Genomic DNA, 16,710 nt, shown 5'->3' with positions numbered 1-16,710 from the left:
CAGGCGACGTGAAAGGTAAAACACGTAAATACAATAAATGGAGTAGAAACATGGCGTGGAATCAGCCCGGAAATAACGGACAGGACCGCGACCCGTGGGGAAGCAGCAATAATCAAGGCGGCAACTCTGGGGGGAATAAAGGAGGGCGCGAGCAGGGGCCTCCCGATCTGGATGATATCTTCCGTAAGCTGAGTAAAAAACTCGGCGGACTGGGCGGTGGCAAACAGAACGATAACGGTCAGCGCAGCGGCGGTAGCGGTGGCAAACTGGTTGGCATTGCAGGCGCAGCCGTAGTGATTATCTGGGCGGCAAGCGGCTTCTACACCATCAAAGAAGCGGAACGCGGTGTTGTAACCCGTTTTGGCAAATTCAGTCATCTGGTTGAGCCTGGCCTCAACTGGAAGCCGACATTTATTGATAACGTACGCGCTGTCAACGTTGAAGCCGTGCGCGAGCTGGCTGCATCAGGCGTGATGCTGACATCCGATGAAAACGTGGTACGCGTTGAGATGAACGTCCAGTATCGCGTGACCGATCCGGAGCGCTATCTCTATGCAGTAACCAGCGCGGATGACAGCCTGCGTCAGGCCACCGACAGCGCGCTGCGTGGCGTGATTGGTCGTTCCACCATGGATCGCATTCTGACCGAAGGGCGTACCGTGGTGCGTAGCGATACGCAGCGTGAGATTGACGAAACGATTCGCCCCTACAATATGGGGATCACCCTGCTTGACGTAAACTTCCAGGCGGCGCGTCCACCGGAAGAGGTAAAAGCCGCGTTTGATGATGCGATCGCCGCACGCGAAAACCGTGAGCAGTATGTGCGTGAAGCAGAAGCCTATGCCAACGAAGTGCAGCCGCGTGCCAACGGTCAGGCGCAGCGTATTCTGGAAGAAGCGCGAGCGTACAAAGAGCGTACCGTACTGGAAGCGCAGGGTGAGGTTGCCCGTTTTGCGCGTCTGCTGCCGGAGTACAAGGCGGCTCCGCAAATTACCAAAGAGCGTCTCTATATCGAAACCATGGAGCGCGTGCTGAGTCATACGCGCAAAGTGCTGGTTAACGATCGCAGCAACAATCTGATGGTACTGCCGCTCGACCAGCTGCTGCGCAACGGCCAGTCAGGCAGCCAGAGCGGTCAGAACAACACTAACCTGATGAAATTGCCTTCGTCGCCAGGCAGCAGTGCCGATCGCAACAGTAACTCATCTTATAGTCCGGACAGCGTCATGGACCAGCGTCGCGCAAACGCGCTGCGCAACGATACCCAGCGCGAAGGGAGGGAGTAACCGATGCGTAAGCCAATCATCGCCGTAATTATCGTAGTGCTGGTGGTGCTCTACGCGTCACTGTTTGTTGTGCAGGAAGGCCAGCGCGGTATCGTGCTGCGTTTTGGTAAAGTCCTGCGCGACGACGAGAATAAGCCACAGGTTTATTCGCCGGGTCTGCACTTTAAAATCCCATTTATTGAAACCGTGAAATCGCTGGATGCGCGTATCCAGACCATGGATAACCAGGCCGATCGCTTTGTCACTAAAGAGAAGAAAGATCTGATCGTCGACTCTTATATCAAGTGGCGTATCAGCGACTTCAGCCGCTACTACCTGGCAACGGGCGGTGGCGATATCTCTCAGGCTGAGGTGCTGCTGAAACGTAAGTTCAGCGACCGTCTGCGTTCAGAAATGGGCCGCCTCGATGTGAAAGATATTGTGACCGATTCGCGTGGCCGTCTGACCACTGACGTACGCGATGCGCTGAACACGGGCAGCGCGGGTAACGATGATGAAGTACAGACGCCGGCAGCAGATGATGCCATCGCCAGCGCTGCCGCACGCGTTGAGCGCGAAACCAATAGCAGCGAGCCTGCGCCAAATCCAAACAGTATGGCGGCGCTGGGTATTCAGGTTGTTGATGTGCGTATTAAGCAGATCAACCTGCCAACTGAAGTCTCTGACGCTATCTACAACCGTATGCGCGCCGAGCGTGAAGCGGTTGCCCGTAGCCAGCGTTCACAGGGGCAGGAAGAGGCAGAAAAACTGCGTGCGCAGGCTGATTACCAGGTAACCCGTACGCTGGCTGAAGCGCAGCGTCAGGCGCTGATCTCGCGCGGTGAAGGGGATGGTGAAGCCGCCAAGCTGTTCGCCGATGCCTTCAGCCAGGATCCTGATTTCTATGCGTTCATTCGCAGCCTGCGGGCGTATGAAAACAGCTTTGCGGATAATCAGGACGTCATGGTGCTGAGCCCGGATAGCGATTTCTTCCGCTATATGAAAGCACCGACCAACGTTTCACGATAAGCGCTTATAAAGCCAGGGCCGACACTGATGTCGGCCCTTTTTTTTGGATAACGTATGAATTCAACCATCTGGATGGCGCTGGCGCTGGTGCTGATACTGGAAGGCGCAGGGCCGATGTTAATGCCGCGACTCTGGCGGCGCCTGATCCTTTCTCTGACGCAGCTGCCTGACCGCCTGCTGCATCGTTTTGGCGGTGGACTGGTGGTGGCGGGCGTGGTGATTTACTGCCTGTTCAGCCAGCATATGCAGGGATAATCGCGCCGCTTACCGGTTAAGTTGTGCCTGTCGGGCCGAGCCTCCCCAACATGTTGTGAGCTGAACAAAAGGCAGGCAAAAAACAGCGCAAACGTGTGCTAAAAGTGCTGAAACTGTGAAAAACCGATGGTAGAATCCATTTTTAAGCAATCGGTGATTTTAGAAATGGGTAAGAACGTCGTCGTACTGGGCACCCAATGGGGTGACGAAGGTAAAGGTAAAATCGTAGACCTTCTGACTGAACGCGCTAATTATGTGGTGCGTTACCAGGGTGGCCACAATGCAGGCCATACACTTGTCATCAACGGTGAAAAAACCGTCCTCCACTTAATTCCTTCTGGCATCCTGCGTGAAAATGTTACCAGCATCATTGGTAATGGAGTGGTATTGTCACCTGAAGCGCTGATGAAAGAGATGAATGGTCTGGAAGCGCGCGGTGTGCCGGTACGTGAACGTCTGCTGATTTCTGAAGCCTGCCCGCTGATCCTGCAATATCACGTTGCAATGGATCTGGCACGCGAAAAAGCGCGCGGTGCCAAAGCGATCGGTACCACGGGCCGCGGTATCGGGCCTGCCTATGAAGATAAAGTGGCGCGTCGCGGCCTGCGGGTCAGCGATCTGTTCAACAAAGAGACCTTTGCAGCCAAGCTGAAAGAGATTGTTGATTTCTATAACTTCCAGCTGGTGAACTACTACAAAACCGATGCCGTTGACTACGAAAAAGTGCTGAGCGACGTGATGGCCGTAGCGGACATCCTGACCAGCATGGTAGTGGACGTATCCGATCTGCTGGATGGCGCGCGCAAGCGTGGCGATCTGATCATGTTTGAAGGTGCGCAGGGTACCCTGCTGGATATCGACCACGGTACTTACCCCTATGTGACTTCCTCTAACACCACCGCAGGCGGCGTGGCAACCGGCTCCGGTATCGGTCCGCGCTATGTCGACTACGTGCTGGGTATCGTGAAAGCCTACTCCACCCGCGTCGGAGCGGGTCCGTTCCCGACCGAGCTGTTTGATGAGACCGGTGAGTTTCTGTGCAAGCAGGGCAATGAGTTTGGTGCCACTACCGGCCGCCGTCGCCGTACCGGCTGGCTTGATGCGGTTGCTGTACGCCGTGCCGTACAGATCAACTCGCTTTCCGGCTTCTGCATGACCAAACTGGACGTGCTGGATGGCCTGAAAGAGGTTAAAATCTGTGTCGGCTACCGTATGCCGGATGGCCGCGAGATGACCACTACGCCGCTGGCAGCTGAAGGCTGGGAAGGTATCGAACCGATTTACGAAACTCTGCCTGGCTGGAGTGAGACCACCTTTGGTGTCAAAACCGTGGAGGGTCTGCCCCAGGCCGCACGTGATTACATCAAGCGTGTCGAAGAAGTAACCGGTGTGCCGGTTGATATTATCTCAACAGGTCCGGACCGTAGTGAGACCATGATTCTGCGCGATCCGTTCGACGCATAATCTTCTCAGGCCGGACATGTTCCGGCCTCTGTTTATCCGCTGTCTGCTTCCGCTCACTCTGTTTTTTTCGGCTCAGGACCACACGGGCATGAAAAAAGCGCTTCGGGTTTTTCCGCACTGGTTTATCATCATTGTTAATCGAAGCGCGCAGCTGGCGCTAAAACTAAAAAATCTGATGGTTTACTGAGGTATATGTGCAGCTAACAAGTTTTACCGATTATGGTCTGCGCGCACTGATTTACATGGCTACGCTGCCCGAGGGCAGGCAGACTAACATTACTGAAGTCACCGATACTTACGGCGTATCGCGTAACCATATGGTAAAAATCATCAATCAACTGAGCCGGGCCGGCTTTGTAGCTGCTACACGCGGCAAAAACGGCGGAATTCGTTTAGGCATGGACCCGGAAAAAATTATTATTGGCGACGTTGTCAGAAAGATGGAGCCGCTGCAGTTAGTTAACTGTGACACCTGCGCCATCACCCCAGCCTGCCGCTTACGTAAGGCGCTTAATGACGCCGTGCAGTTATTTTTGCAGGAGCTGGATAACTATACGCTGGCCGATCTGGTAAGAAACAACGATTCGCTCTACCACATCCTATTGTCCGAACCGCCGGTGGCAATCCACTCCAAATGACATCGGAGGAACCTAATGTCAAAAGATCCTTTTCAGGACAGAGAAGCTGAAAAATATGATAACCCGATCCCCAGCCGCGAATTTATTCTCGGGCTGCTGGAGCAGCGGGAAAAACCAGCCAGCCGCGAAGAGATTGCGGGGGCGTTAAACATCACCAGTGAAGATCAGCTGGAGGCGCTGCGCCGTCGTCTGCGCGCAATGGAGCGTGACGGTCAGCTGGTCTTTACCCGTCGTCAGTGCTATGCGCTGCCGGAACGCCTCGACCTGCTGCGCGGCAAAGTGATAGGCCATCGTGACGGCTACGGCTTTTTACGCGCTGAAGGGCAAAAAGATGACTTCTATCTTTCCGCCGAACAGATGAAATTCTGCCTGCATGGCGACGTGATCCTGGCGCAGCCAGGCGGTGCCGATCGTAAAGGTCGCCGTGAAGCGCGCGTGGTGCGGGTGCTTGAACCGCGCAACAGCCAGATTGTCGGCCGCTACTTTACCGATGCCGGCACGGGCTTCGTGGTGCCGGACGATAGCCGTCTGAGCTTTGATATTCTTATTCCGCAGGACGCAACGCTTGATGCCCGGATGGGCTCTGTTGTCGTGGTCGAGATTGTGCAGCGCGCCACGCGCCGCACCAAAGCTATCGGTAAAGTCACCGAAATCCTCGGCGACAATATGGGCACCGGTCTGGCAGTTGATATGGCGCTGCGTACGCATGAAATTCCGCACACCTGGCCGGAAGAGGTCGAAAGAGAGATTGCGAAGCTGAAAGAAGAGGTGCCGGAAGCGGCGAAGCAGGGACGTATCGATCTGCGTCAGCTGCCGCTGGTTACCATTGATGGCGAAGATGCCCGCGACTTCGATGATGCCGTCTACTGCGAGAAAAAGCGCGGTGGTGGCTGGCGCCTGTGGGTAGCGATCGCTGACGTAAGTTACTACGTGCGGCCGGGTACGGCGCTGGATGACGAAGCGCATCAGCGCGGAACATCAGTCTACTTCCCGTCGCAGGTCGTGCCGATGCTGCCTGAGATCCTCTCCAACGGCCTCTGCTCGCTGAATCCGCAGGTTGACCGCCTTTGCATGGTCTGTGAGATGACTATCTCTGCCAGCGGTAAACTGACCGGCTATAAGCATTATGAAGCGGTGATGAACTCACACGCGCGACTGACCTATAACAAAGTCTGGAATATCCTGCAGGGTAATCCCGAGCTGCGTGAGCAGTATGCGGCACAGGTAAAACATCTCGAAGAGCTGCACGCTATGTACGAGGTGCTGGAAACCGCACGCGAGCAGCGCGGTGGCATCTCATTTGAAACGGAAGAAGCGAAGTTTATCTTCAACGCTGAGCGCCGTATTGAGCGCGTTGAGCGCACGGTACGTAACGACGCGCATAAACTTATCGAAGAGTGCATGATCCTCGCTAACATCGCGTCTGCCCGCTTTGTGGAGAAACACCAGGAGCCGGCGCTGTTCCGCGATCACGATCGTCCGAGTGAAGACAGCATCACCAGTTTCCGCACCGTACTGAGCGAGCTGGGTCTGAGCCTGCCGGGCGGCGCAAAACCGCAGCCTGTGGACTACGCCGAACTGCTGGATCAGATCGCCGAGCGTCCGGATGCTGAGATGCTGCAGACCATGCTGCTGCGCTCCATGAAACAGGCGGTCTACGATCCGGAAAACCGCGGACACTTTGGTCTGGCGCTGGCTTCTTACGCCCACTTTACTTCGCCGATCCGCCGCTATCCGGATCTGCTGCTGCACCGTGCGATTAAATATCTGCTGGCAAAAGAGCAGGGCATGGAAAACGGTATCACTACGCCGAACGGCGGCTACCACTATGATATGCAGCAGATGCTGCAGCTGGGTCAGCACTGTTCGATGACCGAGCGCCGCGCTGATGAAGCGACGCGCGACGTTGCTGACTGGCTGAAGTGCGACTTCATGCAGGATCAGGTGGGCAATGTGTTTAACGGCGTGATCTCCAGCGTGACCGGCTTTGGCTTCTTTGTGCGGCTGAGCGATCTGTTCATCGATGGCCTGGTGCATGTCTCCACGCTGGATAATGACTACTATCGCTTTGATGCCGTCGGACAGCGTCTGATCGGCGAATCGGGCGGCCGTACCTATCGTCTTGGCGATGCGGTGGAAGTACGCGTGGATGCGGTGCACATGGATGAGCGTAAAATCGATTTTGCACTGATCTCCAGCAAGCGCGTGCCGCGTGGCGAAGGCAAAACCGCGCGGGAACGCGAGAAGCGCAGCGGCAAGCCTGCCACAAAGCGCCGTCGCGACGCGGGTAAAAAAGGCAACTTTGAACCGGATGCGGCTTTCCGTGGTGAAAAGAAACCGGCTGCTGCGCAGAAAAGTGAGAAAAAAGGTAATAAAGTCTCTGAGAAAACCCGTAAAATCGCCGCCGCCACTAAGGCTAAGCGGGCATCAAAGAAAAGCAGCGCGACCTGATGGTCACCGGATTGTCCTGACAGGCAATCCGGGTATGCTTTACGCGCTGTACCGGATGCGCCGCCGCGCGCATCCTGAACCCGGATCTCAGCGATCGCTGTTCTAACCCAATCTTGAGCAAAATAATGAGCGAAATAGTTTTTGGCATTCATGCCGTGCAGGCGCTGCTGGAGCGCGACCCCCAGCGTTTTCAGGAAGTTTTCATTCTCAAAGGGCGCGACAATCGCCGCCTGCAGCCGCTGATTGCCGCACTGGAAGCTCAGGGTATTGTGATCCAGCTGGCTAACCGCCAGTGGCTCGATGCACAGGTAGAGGGCGGCGTGCATCAGGGCATCGTGGCGCGTATCAAACCGGGTAAAAATTACCAGGAGGGCGATCTGCCCGATCTGCTGCAGTCGCTGGAGAAACCGTTTCTGCTGATCCTCGACGGCGTAACCGATCCACACAACCTGGGTGCCTGCCTGCGCAGTGCTGACGCGGCGGGTGTTCATGCGGTCATCGTGCCGAAAGATCGTGCTGCACCGCTTAACGCCACGGCAAAAAAAGTCGCCAGCGGCGCTGCGGAAAACGTTCCGCTCATTCGCGTCACTAACCTGGCGCGCACTATGCGACTGCTGCAGGAATACAACATCTGGATCGTTGGCACTGCCGGTGAGGCGGATCATACGGTTTATCAGAGCAAAATGACCGGTCCGCTGGCGCTGGTGATGGGGGCAGAGGGCGAAGGTATGCGCCGCCTGACGCGCGAACACTGCGATGAGCTGATCAGCATTCCGATGGCAGGCAGCGTCTCTTCGCTGAACGTCTCGGTGGCGACCGGCGTCTGCCTGTTTGAGGCCGTGCGCCAGCGCCAGGCGTGATCGGCACCGCAAAATATCAACAAGCGCTTTCCCCTCCTGTACGGCTCTCCTGAATAATTCAGACAGAGCAGGCTGCCAGACGGTTACTCTGCCTGGCAGCCTCGTCGCTATGATGCGTTATCATCAGGAGGCGCTATGTTTCATACCACTCACCACGTATTCAACCAGCCTCATCCTCTCTGCAACAGTAATCTGTTTACCCGCGACAGCGCGCTGTGCGATGCCGTGGTGCGCGAAGGCGCGGCCTGGGACCAGGCGTGGCTGGCGTCGGTTGGTCTGCAGCTTGGCAGCGCGGAATCGCTGGAGCTGGGACGGCTGGCCAATAGTGAACCGCCGGTACTGCAGCGCTATGACGCGCGCGGCGAGCGCATCGACGAGGTGCGGTTTCATCCCGCCTGGCATCTGCTGATGCAGGGCGTCTGTGCCAGCCGCTTACATAATCTCAGCTGGCAGCCTGATGCCCCGGCTCATGCCATGGTAGCGCGTGCGGCGCGCTTTATTCTGCATGCCCAGGCGGAAGCGGGTTCCCTCTGTCCGGTCACCATGACGCACGCCGCGCTTCCTCTGCTGCAGGCGCATCTGCCCGCAGCCTATGCTGACTGGCGCGCAGGCCTGCTGAGCGACCGCTATGATGCCCATCACCTGCCAGGCGGTCAGAAGCGCGGGCTGCTGATTGGCATGGGGATGACTGAAAAGCAGGGCGGTACTGACGTGCTGACTAACACCACGCGCGCTGAACCACTCGGTGTGCGTGCGCCGGGCGAGCCGTGGCGCATTACCGGTCATAAATGGTTTTTCTCTGTGCCGCAAAGCGATGCGCATCTGATCCTGGCCCATACCTCACGCGGCCTGAGCTGTTTTTTTCTGCCGCGACTGCTGCCTGACGGCACGCGCAATGCGCTGCGCATCGAGCAGCTCAAGGAGAAGCTGGGCAACCGCTCCAATGCCAGCGCTGAAGTGGAGTTTCAGGATGCCACCGGCTGGCTGATGGGCGAAGAGGGTGAAGGCGTGCGGCTGTTGTTACGCATGGGCGGCATGACGCGCTTCGACTGCGCGCTCGGCAGCCACGGCCTGATGCGCCGTGCGCTGTCGGTGGCGCTGCATCATGCGCAGCAGCGACAGGTCATGGGCAAACCGCTCAGCGAGCAGCCGCTGATGCGCCTCCAGCTGGCACGACAGGCGCTGCAGCTTGAAGCGCAGACTGCGCTGTTGCTGCGGCTCGCCCGGGCGTGGTCAGCGCCAGCCAGCGAGACGGAGCGGCTCTATGCCCGGCTCTTTACACCGGTAGCGAAGTTTGCCATCTGCCGGGCCGGTATGCCGTTTGTCGCGGAGAGCATGGAGGTGCTGGGCGGTATCGGCTACTGCGAACAGAGCGAACTGCCGCGGCTGTATCGCGAGATGCCGGTTAACAGCATCTGGGAGGGATCGGGCAATGTCATGTGTCTGGATATTCTGCGCGTACTGCAGCGCTATCCTGCATGCCATGCGCTGCTGCAGCAGGAGTTTGAGGCGGTGAGGGGCGCTAATCGTCATGTTGATCGCAGCTGGCGTCAGCTGCGTCTGCAGCTGCGTCATCCGCATGAAGCGCAGGCGCGTGACCTGGCGCAGGAGCTGTTCTGGCTGGCGAGTGCGGCGATACTGCTGAAAGTTGCAGAACCGCCGCTGGCCGATGCGTGGTGTGCGCTTGCGCTCGACGGGCGCGGCGCACGTGGCCCGGATGAGACGCTGGCCGCGCGTCTGCTACTGCGCGCCGGCGCTGCCTGAAGGCGCGCCGTAGAGGATCGCGGTGGCGTACCACAGGCCGGGAAAGGAGGTGTCATCCAGCATCACAATCTGATAATAGACAGCCCCAGCCTGGCTGGCGCGTGCGGCAATCGCGCGCTGTACATCATCCGGTGAACCGCGCGTCGACGCGCTGATATTGCCCAGCTTCGGCAGTCCGGCGCTCTGCGCGCGCGAAATCTCCTGTGGCTGTGAGGCGGGCGGCGGCGGCGCCTGCGGGGTCGACTGCAGCGTTGAACATCCACACAGCACCAGACTCAACAGCAGTAACAGACGGGACATAACGGCTCCGGAAGTGCAGGGAAGATAGCTAAAGTGTAAGCCATCTTCCCGCAATCATCAGCTGTTGAGCCTGAACAGGCTGACCAGCGCCGTAAGATGATGCCCTTTTTCGCTCAGATGCCGGGCGGTGCTCTCAGACTGCATAACCATATCGCTGCTCTGATGCGTCGCCTGACCAATATGGTTCATCGCCAGATTAACCTGACCGATACCCGCCGCCTGCTCCTGCGCCGCAATATTGATCTCATCCATCAGCGTTTTGACCTGCTCAAAATGCGTCACAATGTGGCTCATATTATCGCGCGTCTGCTCAGAGAGCGCATGGCCCGCCGCAACCCGCTCAATGGATCGGGCGATCAGCGTATCGATCTCTTTTGCTGCGCTGGCGCTGCGTTGCGCCAGCGCCCGCACTTCGGCGGCGACCACGGCAAAGCCGCGCCCGTGTTCGCCGGCGCGCGCGGCTTCTACGGCCGCGTTCAGGGCCAGGATATTGGTCTGGAATGCTATTGACTCAATCACATGGGTAATATCGGCAATACTCTGCGACGCAACCCTGATCTCCGCCATGGTTTCCGCTGAGCGGGCGACAGTGGCCCCACCCTGACTGACGGTACCGGCAGCTTCGCTCATCAGTGCCATCGCCTGACGTACGTTAGCCGCGGTCTGCGCCACCGTGGCGCCAAACTGCTCCATGCTGGCGGAAGTCTCTTCCACGCTGCTCGCCTGACGGCTAATCTGCTCGCTGATGGTCGCGCTGCCAGCCGCAATCGTATCGGTGCCGTCACTGATCTCCTGAGCGGCGCCCCGCACCTGGCGCACCACTTTTTCCAGCCCGTCGCCAATGCCGTTGATGGCAGCCACCAGCTGGCCCACCTCATCGCGTCGCGCTGAGTTAAGATGCGCCTGAAGGTTACCTGCCGCATACTCTTCGGCCAGATGGATCACCTGCTGCAACGGGCGGGTAAGGGCATGACGACAGTAAAAAACAAAGCCGGCAGCAAACAGCAGCACCAGCGCCAGGCCGATAGCCATAAACAGGTTGCGACTCTGCGTAACCGGCGCCAGCAACGCGGCACGGCTGACCTCACCGGCAATAACCCAGTCCCAGCCCGGCAGCTGCTGCCACGCCAGCAGCCGGGTTTCACCGGCGTCCTCAAAGCTGAGCAGCCCGGCGGGCTGAGTCAGCAGCCGCTGCTGTACCGCCTGACTCCAGCGTGGCTGCTGACCCTCAGCGTGGCGGTCAAACAGGTAGGTACCCTGTTTGCTGCCCGGCGTACCGTTCAGCACAAAGAAACTGCCGCTGTCACCAAGATGGCGCGCCAGCACTTTGTCGCGTATCAGCGCATACTGCGTATCGATTTTTACGCCGACAAATAAAATCGCAATGACGCTGCCGCTTTCATCACGTACCGGCTCATACTGGGTGATATAGCGATGCCCGAACAGCGTAGCCAGCCCGCGCCATGTGGTGCCTTGCTGCACGCTGCGCCAGGCGGCGCTGCTGCGATCGAGCCGGGTGCCAATGGCGCGGCTGCCATCCTCTTTTTTCAGTGACGTCGCGATACGCACGTAGTCATCGCCGTCGCGGACAAAGATGGTTGTTACCGCGCCGGTACGCTCAAAAAAGTCATCCACGGCAAGCTGATCGAGATTGAGCGTTTTCAGACCGGCACGCAGCACCGGCGTGCTCAGCTCGCCTGTCTGAACGCGGGTGCTCTCGTCACGGCTGAAACGTTTAGGTAAAAAGCTCTGGAATAATCTGGTGTAGTTTGCCACCTCTTCGGAGAGCGTAGCGTTAAACAGCGTGGCCATTTCACTGATGCCCTGCACCTGATTGGTCATATCGTCGGTTGCCAGCTGCTCCAGCTGACGGGCGGCGTTATGGCTCAGGGTAAATGTCAGGATAAACAGTACGACGGCGACGCTGAAAGACGTCAATACAGACAGCCTGACGCCAAGGCTCAGGGCGCTGAGAGAAAGACGCTTCATAAAATACCTGTTATTTAGAATGGGGGAGAACGATCAACGGCAAAAACCGGCAAAGGTTTAGGGTGAAAAAGCAGCGACGTTAATCTGCTAACGCGCCGGCAGAGAACAGGTACACTCGGTATCAGATGCACGCTATTCAGGAGCGCTACCGTGATTGAACTGACAACAGAGACTCTGGCAGGAATCGAGTGTATTCATGCCGCACCCGCCGGTCAGCGGCAGACTCCGCTGCCCGCCATTCTCTTTTACCATGGCTTTACCTCATCAAAAGAGGTTTACAGCTACTTTGCTGTGGCGCTGGCGCAGGCAGGATTTCGCGTCATCATGCCTGATGCAGAGATGCACGGGGCGCGTTATCAGGGCGATAGCGCACTGCGTATGACGCGTTTCTGGGAGATTTTGCGCCAGAATATTGATGAGCTGCCGCAGCTGGAGAGCGCGCTGCGTGACAAACGCTGGATCGCCGGCGAACGTTTTGCGGTGGCGGGGGCGTCAATGGGCGGGATGACGGCGCTGGGAGCCATGGCGCGCTACCCGCACATTCAGAGTGTTGGCTGTCTGATGGGATCGGGCTATTTCCGGCAGCTCAGCGAGCAGCTCTTCCCGCCGCTGGTACCGAAAACCGCTGAGCAGCAGCAGCTGCTTGCTGCGCGCCTGGCGCCGCTGAGCGCTTACGATCCCGCCACAAAGCTGGCCCGGCTTGCCAGCCGGCCGCTGCTGCTCTGGCACGGCGAAGCGGATGAGGTGGTGCCTTTCGCTGAGACGCAGCGCCTTGCAGAGGCGCTGCGCGCCACACAGCAGGATGGTCAGCTTACGTTCCTGTCTGAGCCGCAGATTGGGCATAAAATCACGCCCGCCGCGCTCACCGCGCTGGTGGCGTTTTTTGCGCGTTCCCTCTGAGCAGCCGCCAGCGGGGACTTCAGCGCTGCCCGGACAGTCGATCGGCGGGGCGCTGCGCAGCGGTAAACGGGTTATCAGCCGGCGCATCCAGCCGGTTAACATAGATATAGCCTGAAGCCGCTTTACTGCTGCTTCTCATCTGCTGCGCAGAGTCAGTAACGCTGGCAATGGCGGGGGAAGAGAGAAAGAGACTCAGTAAAGTGGCGACAATGACAGCTTTCATAATCGACTCCTCACCTGTGATACTTCATCAATCGCGCACGCGGTGCATTGTTCAGGGCGCTTTTATAGAGTTTAGTTTTTAACCAGCGCAGCGCCAGAGCGGCTTTTTGAACGCGTACTTCAATGTTTTTGAAAAAACGCGCGTAACAGGCTGAAGTTGCACGCTTAGCACAAAAAGGCGCGCTGTCTGGCACGCCTGTGCAAAACAGGCGAAATGTGCGCTTGTGTTTAGCCCCTGAGGTCAGTATGATTACGCGTCAATTTTTCAGCTGCATTCAGAGGTGTGTGTCATTTAACGATGATATGCAACCTATAACGTTCCTTGCTTCCATGGGCCGCAGCTGACCCTGACAGGAGGCTGAATAATCCGTAAGGAGCTATCGATGCGTCATTACGAAATCGTATTTATGGTCCATCCTGACCAGAGCGAACAGGTTCCGGGCATGATCGAGCGTTACACTGGTGCTATCACTGGTGCACAGGGCACGATCCACCGTCTGGAAGACTGGGGCCGCCGTCAGCTGGCTTACCCGATCAACAAACTGCACAAAGCTCACTATGTTCTGCTGAACGTAGAAGCGCCGCAGGAAGTGATCGACGAGCTGGAAACTAACTTCCGCTTCAACGACGCCGTTATCCGCAGCATGGTTATGCGCGTTAAGCACGCGGTAACTGAAGCTTCTCCGATGGTTAAAGCGAAAGACGAGCGTCGTGAGCGCCGCGAAGATTTCGCTAACGAATCGGCAGAAGAGTCAGATGCTGGGGATTCTGAAGAGTAATTCCCGATGACGGCAAATCAGCTGCGTCTGTCTGGCACAGTGTGCAGGACGCCAGTTCGAAACGTCAGTCCGTCAGGGATCCCACACTGCCAGTTCATGCTTGAGCATCGTTCTGTGCAGGAGGAGGCCGGGTTTCACCGGCAAGCCTGGTGTCAGATGCCGGTGATTATCAGCGGCAGCGCCCATCAGGCGATTACTCAACATATAACGGTCGGCACGCAACTCACGCTCACAGGTTTTATTAGCTGCCATCAGGCACGCAATGGCCAGAGCAAACTTGTGTTACATGCCGAGCAGATTGAATTGATAGATTCTGGAGACTAGCCAAATGGCACGTTATTTCCGTCGTCGCAAGTTCTGCCGTTTCACCGCGGAAGGCGTTCAAGAGATCGATTATAAAGATATCGCAACGCTGAAAAACTACATCACTGAAAGCGGCAAGATTGTTCCAAGCCGTATCACCGGTACTCGTGCTAAATACCAGCGTCAGCTGGCTCGTGCTATCAAGCGCGCGCGTTACCTGTCTCTGCTGCCGTACACTGATCGTCATCAGTAATCGGCAACTGTCCATTAACGACTTTAAGAGGATAAGGTAATGCAAGTTATTCTGCTTGATAAAGTAGCAAACCTGGGCAGCCTGGGTGACCAGGTTAACGTTAAAGCGGGCTACGCTCGTAACTTCCTGGTACCACAGGGCAAAGCTGTTCCTGCTACCAAGAAAAACGTTGAGTTCTTTGAAACTCGTCGTGCTGAACTGGAAGCCAAACTGGCTGACGCTCTGGCAGCTGCCAACGCACGTGCTGAGAAAATCAGCGGCCTGGGCACCGTTACCATCGCGTCTAAAGCAGGCGACGAAGGTAAACTGTTCGGTTCTATCGGTACCCGCGACATCGCTGATGCAGTTTCTGCAGCAGGTGTTGAGGTGTCTAAGAGCGAAGTTCGCCTGCCGAACGGCGTTCTGCGCACCACCGGTGAGCATGAAGTTGACTTCCAGGTTCATAGCGAAGTTTTCGCTAAACTGGTTGTGAATGTAGTTGCTGCATAATTTTATGCAGTGATGCGAAAACGCCGGCCCTGTGCCGGCGTTTTTGTTTCCGGCGCTTACTGAGCGCGGATAAAGCTGCCGTCGGGCTGACGGGTAAACAGCACCGGACCGTTACTGCCATCAACGGTAAGGCCAGTCACCACGCCGTCGCCATTCTGGCGAATTTTCACCTGCTGACCGCTCTGCAGCGAGCTCAGCGGCGAGCCTTCCCCCTCCACACGCGCCATTGCAAACACATCATTAACCGGCAGATTATTGTCCCGGAACAGCTGCGCCAGCGTCTGGCCCGAGGCTACGCTGTAGCTGCGCCAGGTGCCCTGCGCATCAATAGCCGGCTGGCCGTTTTGCGGCGCAGAAGCGCTATCCTGATTACCAGAAAGCTCCGCCTGCATTGGCACCTCTTTCGGCTGACTCTCAACCGAACGTTCAACCGGATATTTGCCGTTGCTGGTCGGCCAGAGAAACGCCAGCAGCACGATTATCAGGGCAATAACGATGCCGCGGCGATGAAGCGGCGGCAGGGGATCCATCCAGCGTACATCATCCAGCAGGTGCCAGACGCGCTGCAGGGCAGCAGGCATGCGGGACGGGGTATCTGTGGCCATAGGTGAATCCTCCTCGCCAGCGGTTTTATGCAGTCTGGCTGGCAGCCAGCGTTGCAGCCAGGGTAACAGCGTTCGCGTGGTGCGCGTCCGGCGACGTCGCGGGGCAATCTGGCCCATGTTATCTCTCTTGTTTTACAGTATGGGCAATGACAGCAGGAAGTGCCCGCCAGCATTGAAAAATTTGACCTGCGTATTGTTTCTGTTTCGTCGCCAAATGTCATCACGCACCGCGTGAGATTTTACGCCAGCCGCGTGCGCTGCTATGCTGCCGGTTCAATTTTATCCGGGATTAAGGAATCAAGATGACGACCCCTTCATTTGACAGCGTCGAATCACAAGCAAGTTACGGTATCGGTTTACAGGTTGGTCAGCAGCTGCAGGAGTCTGGACTGCAGGGTCTGCAGCCTGAAGCACTGCTGGCAGGTCTGCGCGACGCGCTGGAAGGGAACTCACCGGCGGTTCCGGTTGATGTGGTACACCGTGCGCTGCGCGAAGTACACGAGCGTGCAGAAGGCGTGCGCCGCGAGCGCACCGAAGCGATGGCCGCACAGGGTCAGCAGTTCCTGGAGCAGAATGCCCAGCGTGAAGGCGTGAGCACGACGGAGTCAGGCCTGCAGTTTAGCGTGATCAAACAGGGCGATGGTCCGATTCCGTCACGTCAGGATCGCGTACGCGTGCACTACACCGGTAAGCTTATCGACGGCAGCGTGTTCGACAGCTCCGTTGCCCGCGGTGAGCCAGCAGAGTTTCCGGTTACCGGCGTTATCGCTGGCTGGATCGAAGCATTAACGCTGATGCCGGTTGGCTCAAAATGGGAGCTGACTATTCCGCACAACCTCGCCTACGGTGAGCGTGGTGCCGGCGCCTCAATCCCGCCATTCAGCACCCTGATTTTTGAAGTTGAGCTGCTGGAAATCCTGTAATAGCTTCGCCGCCAGGGGCGTATAAATGCGCCCCCTGTGGGTTGGCCGATGTAGGGGCGCCATTAATGGCGCCCTTGTTGCGTGCGGGGCTGAAACCAGGGGCGTATAAATGCGCCCCCTGCGGGTTGGCCGATGTAGGGGCGCCATTAATGGCGCCCCTGTTGCGTGCGGGGCTGAAACCAGGGGCGCATTAATGCGCCCCCTACGGGTAGGCCGGTGTA

Annotated in this window: 18 protein-coding genes; 14 read left to right on the top strand and 4 right to left on the bottom strand. The window is 57.6% G+C overall.

What is annotated here, in order from left to right:
* The first annotated feature begins 50 nt into the window (after window positions 1-50).
* The 8 genes from hflK to B4056_RS00055 all read left to right on the top strand — a co-directional run bounded on the left by hflK (window position 51) and on the right by B4056_RS00055 (window position 9,726).
* On the top strand, window positions 51-1,286 hold the full coding sequence (hflK, locus tag B4056_RS00090) for an FtsH protease activity modulator HflK (protein ID WP_071669173.1): 1,236 nt from the start codon (window positions 51-53) through the stop codon (window positions 1,284-1,286).
* A 3-nt stretch (window positions 1,287-1,289) separates the two neighbouring features.
* Window positions 1,290-2,294 (top strand): protease modulator HflC, encoded by a 1,005-nt coding sequence (hflC, locus tag B4056_RS00085; RefSeq protein WP_039380630.1) that lies wholly within the window; start codon window positions 1,290-1,292, stop codon window positions 2,292-2,294.
* A gap of 54 nt (window positions 2,295-2,348) precedes the next feature.
* Window positions 2,349-2,549, top strand: a complete 201-nt coding sequence (locus B4056_RS00080; RefSeq protein ID WP_094112184.1) for a DUF2065 domain-containing protein — start codon at window positions 2,349-2,351, stop codon at window positions 2,547-2,549.
* A gap of 165 nt (window positions 2,550-2,714) precedes the next feature.
* The gene (locus B4056_RS00075; RefSeq protein WP_071669175.1) at window positions 2,715-4,013 is read left to right on the top strand and encodes an adenylosuccinate synthase; all 1,299 of its coding nucleotides are present in this window, start codon (window positions 2,715-2,717) and stop codon (window positions 4,011-4,013) included.
* 194 nt (window positions 4,014-4,207) lie between these two features.
* Window positions 4,208-4,651: a nitric oxide-sensing transcriptional repressor NsrR gene (gene nsrR / locus B4056_RS00070; RefSeq protein WP_039380624.1), complete on the top strand. Its 444-nt coding sequence runs from the start codon at window positions 4,208-4,210 to the stop codon at window positions 4,649-4,651.
* 15 nt (window positions 4,652-4,666) lie between these two features.
* Window positions 4,667-7,102, top strand: a complete 2,436-nt coding sequence (gene rnr, locus B4056_RS00065) for a ribonuclease R (RefSeq protein ID WP_039380621.1) — start codon at window positions 4,667-4,669, stop codon at window positions 7,100-7,102.
* A gap of 125 nt (window positions 7,103-7,227) precedes the next feature.
* Window positions 7,228-7,962, top strand: coding sequence for a 23S rRNA (guanosine(2251)-2'-O)-methyltransferase RlmB (rlmB, locus tag B4056_RS00060; protein ID WP_288653414.1), 735 nt, complete (start codon window positions 7,228-7,230; stop codon window positions 7,960-7,962).
* A 135-nt stretch (window positions 7,963-8,097) separates the two neighbouring features.
* Window positions 8,098-9,726, top strand: coding sequence for an isovaleryl-CoA dehydrogenase (locus tag B4056_RS00055; protein ID WP_039380614.1), 1,629 nt, complete (start codon window positions 8,098-8,100; stop codon window positions 9,724-9,726).
* Here B4056_RS00055 and bsmA read toward each other — a convergent pair.
* Window positions 9,703-10,026 carry a biofilm peroxide resistance protein BsmA gene (gene bsmA, locus B4056_RS00050; RefSeq protein ID WP_094112185.1) on the bottom strand — a complete coding sequence of 108 codons (324 nt, stop codon included), beginning with the start codon at window positions 10,024-10,026 and terminating at the stop codon, window positions 9,703-9,705. The two genes, B4056_RS00055 and bsmA, sit on opposite strands and share 24 nt — an antisense overlap.
* Before the next feature lie 57 nt (window positions 10,027-10,083).
* Window positions 10,084-12,015, bottom strand: a complete 1,932-nt coding sequence (locus B4056_RS00045) for a methyl-accepting chemotaxis protein (RefSeq protein ID WP_094112186.1) — start codon at window positions 12,013-12,015, stop codon at window positions 10,084-10,086.
* A gap of 150 nt (window positions 12,016-12,165) precedes the next feature.
* On the opposite strand from B4056_RS00045, the gene yjfP reads away from it, so the two are divergent.
* The gene (yjfP, locus tag B4056_RS00040; RefSeq protein WP_288653411.1) at window positions 12,166-12,915 is read left to right on the top strand and encodes an esterase; all 750 of its coding nucleotides are present in this window, start codon (window positions 12,166-12,168) and stop codon (window positions 12,913-12,915) included.
* Window positions 12,916-12,934: 19 nt separating this feature from the next.
* Here the strand turns inward: yjfP and B4056_RS00035 are convergent, their stop codons facing one another.
* A complete protein-coding gene (locus B4056_RS00035; RefSeq protein ID WP_039380605.1) occupies window positions 12,935-13,138 on the bottom strand; it encodes a hypothetical protein in 204 nt (67 codons plus the stop codon).
* Window positions 13,139-13,520: 382 nt separating this feature from the next.
* On the opposite strand from B4056_RS00035, the gene rpsF reads away from it, so the two are divergent.
* From rpsF to rplI, 4 genes are read left to right on the top strand one after another with little or no spacing between them, the layout of a single operon-like run.
* Window positions 13,521-13,916, top strand: a complete 396-nt coding sequence (gene rpsF, locus B4056_RS00030; protein WP_039380603.1) for a 30S ribosomal protein S6 — start codon at window positions 13,521-13,523, stop codon at window positions 13,914-13,916.
* 6 nt (window positions 13,917-13,922) lie between these two features.
* Window positions 13,923-14,240, top strand: a complete 318-nt coding sequence (gene priB / locus B4056_RS00025) for a primosomal replication protein N (protein ID WP_071669179.1) — start codon at window positions 13,923-13,925, stop codon at window positions 14,238-14,240.
* A 4-nt stretch (window positions 14,241-14,244) separates the two neighbouring features.
* Complete coding sequence (gene rpsR, locus B4056_RS00020) at window positions 14,245-14,472, top strand: 30S ribosomal protein S18 (RefSeq protein WP_000135199.1); 228 nt, start codon at window positions 14,245-14,247, stop codon at window positions 14,470-14,472.
* Between the two features lie 39 nt (window positions 14,473-14,511).
* Window positions 14,512-14,961: a 50S ribosomal protein L9 gene (gene rplI, locus B4056_RS00015; RefSeq protein WP_288653402.1), complete on the top strand. Its 450-nt coding sequence runs from the start codon at window positions 14,512-14,514 to the stop codon at window positions 14,959-14,961.
* Between the two features lie 56 nt (window positions 14,962-15,017).
* On the opposite strand, the gene B4056_RS00010 is transcribed toward rplI, so the two are convergent.
* A complete protein-coding gene (locus B4056_RS00010; protein ID WP_150034714.1) occupies window positions 15,018-15,683 on the bottom strand; it encodes an OapA family protein in 666 nt (221 codons plus the stop codon).
* Window positions 15,684-15,868: 185 nt separating this feature from the next.
* Here B4056_RS00010 and fklB point away from each other — a divergent pair, with 185 nt between their 5' ends.
* A complete protein-coding gene (gene fklB / locus B4056_RS00005) occupies window positions 15,869-16,489 on the top strand; it encodes an FKBP-type peptidyl-prolyl cis-trans isomerase (protein ID WP_071669180.1) in 621 nt (206 codons plus the stop codon).
* Window positions 16,490-16,710 lie beyond the last annotated feature (221 nt).

The sequence above is a fragment of the Pantoea sp. UBA7232 genome, from assembly GCF_002473195.1.
In the GTDB taxonomy this organism is placed as follows: domain Bacteria; phylum Pseudomonadota; class Gammaproteobacteria; order Enterobacterales; family Enterobacteriaceae; genus Pantoea; species Pantoea eucrina.
Note: the sequence above shows the minus strand (reverse complement) of the source record. Positions and strands in the feature narration are given on the sequence as shown.